Source organism: Stenotrophomonas sp. HMWF003 (genome assembly GCF_003061285.1).
GTDB lineage: Bacteria > Pseudomonadota > Gammaproteobacteria > Xanthomonadales > Xanthomonadaceae > Stenotrophomonas > Stenotrophomonas maltophilia_AP.
Genome location: NZ_QAIW01000012.1, coordinates 1 through 3,235 on the forward strand (window position 1 = coordinate 1; position 3,235 = coordinate 3,235).

General features: G+C 66.5%; 4 protein-coding genes. 2 read left to right on the forward strand and 2 right to left on the reverse strand.

The genetic code is table 11. The features are described 5' to 3' along the window. Positions 1 to 174: 174 nt before the first annotated feature. Positions 175 to 810, reverse strand: a complete 636-nt coding sequence (locus tag DBR34_RS00460; RefSeq protein ID WP_038689752.1) for a LysE family transporter — start codon at positions 808 to 810, stop codon at positions 175 to 177. Positions 811 to 945: 135 nt separating this feature from the next. Between DBR34_RS00460 and DBR34_RS00465 the strand changes: the two genes are divergently transcribed. Continuing rightward, positions 946 to 1,851 (forward strand): LysR family transcriptional regulator ArgP, encoded by a 906-nt coding sequence (locus DBR34_RS00465; protein WP_128095253.1) that lies wholly within the window; start codon positions 946 to 948, stop codon positions 1,849 to 1,851. A gap of 117 nt (positions 1,852 to 1,968) precedes the next feature. Further along, the gene (locus DBR34_RS00470; protein ID WP_128095254.1) at positions 1,969 to 2,553 is read left to right on the forward strand and encodes a hypothetical protein; all 585 of its coding nucleotides are present in this window, start codon (positions 1,969 to 1,971) and stop codon (positions 2,551 to 2,553) included. A gap of 46 nt (positions 2,554 to 2,599) precedes the next feature. Here DBR34_RS00470 and DBR34_RS00475 read toward each other — a convergent pair. Continuing rightward, positions 2,600 to 3,235: hypothetical protein (locus tag DBR34_RS00475; RefSeq protein ID WP_219928193.1), on the reverse strand; the 636-nt coding region annotated here is incomplete at its 5' end.

Consider the following 3,235-nt stretch of genomic DNA (forward strand, 5'->3'; position numbering starts at 1 on the left):
TTCCATTTCCGATTCATTGCCATTCCTTTGATATGAGCCAATACAGCGGGCGCATTGTATGCCATACGCCCGCCCCAGATTCTCGCTCCTGGCGGCCCACCCGACAACGGCTCACGAACCAAAAAAAATGGCACCGCAAGCGGTGCCATTCCAGGAATGCACTGAGGAGAGAGTTCAATGCATGCCGCGGAACGCGAGGGTCAAGGCGAGGATCGACAGGATCACTGCGATGGTGCCGTCGAGGATGCGCCAGGTCTTAGGCTTGGTGAACAGCGGGGCCAGCAGGCGCGCGCCCAGGCCCTGGGCGGTCAGCCACAGGCAGCTGGCGGTGAACACGCCGGCCGCGAAGGCCATGCGCGCATTGCCGAAGTTCTCCGCGATGCCGCCGATGACCATCATGTCGAGCCAGAAATGCGGGTTGATCAGCGAGAAGCCGACCGCCGACATCAGCACCGCGCGGCGCGAGGTGCTGTCGCCGTCGTCCACGTGCATGCCGCCGCCACCGGCCAGCGCACGCCGCGCCGACTGCCAGGCGTACCACGCCAGGAAGGCCACGCCGCCCCACAGCACCACGGTGGTCAGCCACGGCAGCGCCTGGGTCAGGGTGCGCAGGCCGGCCACGCTGGCGAAGATGAAGATGCCATCGATGGCCGCACAGGTCGCCACGACCGGCACGATGTGCTTGCGCAGGATGCCCTGGCGCAGGATGAAGGCGCTCTGTGCACCGACCACCGCGAACAGGCCGATGCCGGTTGCCGCACCACTGAACCACGCGGCCAGACCGGGGCCGCCGGAGATGAAGGAGAACATGGGATACCGCCTTGTCTTGCGTATGGGGGCGGTGCCTCGCCAAGGCGTACAGCACCGGATGGCGCATATTGTCGCGCCGCAACATGGAAAAGTAGAGCTAAACTTGCTTAACCACCATTAGCCAGGCTTAAGACCATGCGGATCGACCATGCCCAGCTTCGTGCCCTTGCCGCCGTGGTCCGCGAAGGCAGTTTCGAGCGCGCCGCACAGTCGCTCAATGTCACCTCTTCGGCGGTGTCGCAGCGGATCAAGGCGCTGGAAGACCGGGTGGGACGGCTGCTGGTCAAGCGCTCCTCCCCCGCCGTGGCCACCCCCGAGGGCCAGGTGCTGGTGCAGCTGGCCGAACAGACCGCCCTGCTGGAGCACGACGCCCTGCACCGGATGGGCCTGGCCGACGAAGACCTGCCACACGCCAGCATCCCGGTGGCGGTGAACCACGACAGCCTGGAAACCTGGTTCCCCGAGGCGGCCCGCAGCTTCGCCTCGCAGACCGGGACCACCCTGGACCTGCGCCTGGAAGACCAGGACCACACCGTGGCGCTGCTGCGCCAGGGCGCGGTGCTGGGCGCGGTGACCACGCTGGACGAGCCGGTGCAGGGCTGCCAGATCCATGCGCTGGGCAGCATCCGCTATGCCGCCACCTGCACCCCGGCGTTCCATGAGAAGCACTTTTCGAAGGGGGTCAACGCGCAGTCGCTGGCGCAGGCCCCGGTGCTGGTGTTCAACCGCAAGGACGACCTGCAGGCCCGCTTCGCCCGGCGCCTGGCCGGCGAGGACCTGCCGCTGACCGCGCCGACCTGGTGGATTCCCTCCACCCGCGCCTTCGTGCAGGCCAACCTGGGCGGGCTGGGCTGGACCATGAACCCGCTGCCGCTGGTCAAGCGCCACCTGGAGGCCGGGCGCCTGGTCTACATGAAGCAGCGCGCATGGGAAGACGTGCCCCTGTACTGGCAGCACTGGAAGGGCGATGTGCAGACGATGGCGCTGCTGACCCGGGCGGTGCTGGCCGCCTCGGCGGCGCTGGTGCGAAAGAAGCGATAACCCCCGCCGGTAGAGCCGACCGTTGGTCGGCTGCCGTACCGGGCCCTACCCCGGCCCTACACGACCCGACCACCCCGCCCGGCGCAGCATCGGCGCATTCCAGCCGTGGGGGCGTCGATGGACAGCGATCCGGTCTACCTGCACATCCGGGTGGTGCTCAGCATCATCCTGGGCCTGAGCATCACCACCCTGCTGCGCGGGCTGGCCTCGATCATCGAGCACCCGAAACGACGCGGCTGGTCGTGGATCCACCTGTGCTGGGTGGTCTGGGCGCTGCTGTCGGTGGTGACCTTCTGGTGGTGGGAGTTCCGCCTGGGCGAGGTGCGGCACTGGAATGTGGAAACTTACCTGTTCGTGATCGGCTACTGCGCGTCGTGGTTCATGCTCTGCACCCTGCTGTTCCCTGACGACGTGCGCGAATTCGGCAGCCTGGAAAACTACCTGCTGCAGCGGCGTGGCGGGTTCTTCGGGGTGCTGGCGCTGATCACGGTGCTGGACCTGGTGGACACCGCGATCAAGGGCCACAGCCGCTGGCAGATGCTGGGCCAGGCGTACTGGGTGCATACGGTGCTGATGCTGGCCATCGCGGCGTTGGGCATGACGATGAAAACGCGGCGCGGGCACCTGTGGCTGGCACTGGCGGCGCTGGGCTACCAGTGCGGGTATTTCGCCGCGGAGTACTTCACGCTGGGGAGCGATTGAGCGCGCCTGGAGGGGAACGTGGATACGGCGTGGGAGCAGGCTGCGTCTAATCGGTACCCGGGTCTGCGCCGACCCGGAGCGTGGTACGAATCATCTGAGCCTCTGCGCCTCGCCATGGTTGCAGGCTGTACCCGAATTCCACCGTGACGTCAGCGGGCTGACCGGGCTGCTGGCCGATGGCATGCTGCATCAATATCCAGCGCAACCGTCGCGATTGCGCAGGCTCGATCACCTGCAGGTGATCAAGAAGCCGGGAATTGGGCGGTCCCATCCGATTCCGAATGCGCTTTCCAGAGTGGTTGTCCACAAAGGTGATTGTCGGTCCACGGCGTTGGTAGTACTCCAAGGGCAGGACGACCGGTTCTGATCCCGTATTGCGTATCTCCAGTTCGACATCCAGTCTGCCGTCGGAGAAGCGGCAGCGGGCATCCAGGCAGCGCGCATGCAGTTCAACGGACGCATCGGCCTCACCTGCCGATACCGACAGGTGGGGTAAAGACACCAAGGCCAGCAGGAACAGCGCCCTGCACCAGTGCGTGGCATATCGCTTGTCCAGCACCCGATTCCGCCGGGGCCGGTCGACGGCGGCAGTGGATGTACTCGGCAGCGCCGTCATGTCGGGAACAGCGCGCCTCAGCGCGCGCCCTCGCCCACCCGCCCGTCCACGATGTGCAGCCTGGCG

Bases quoted from the DNA above. Each gene is read 5' to 3' on its own strand.
- DBR34_RS00460 (WP_038689752.1), bottom strand. From the start codon at position 810: ATGTTCTCCTTCATCTCCGGCGGCCCCGGTCTGGCCGCGTGGTTCAGT.
- DBR34_RS00465 (WP_128095253.1), top strand. From the start codon at position 946: ATGCGGATCGACCATGCCCAGCTTCGTGCCCTTGCCGCCGTGGTCCGC.
- DBR34_RS00470 (WP_128095254.1), top strand. From the start codon at position 1,969: ATGGACAGCGATCCGGTCTACCTGCACATCCGGGTGGTGCTCAGCATC.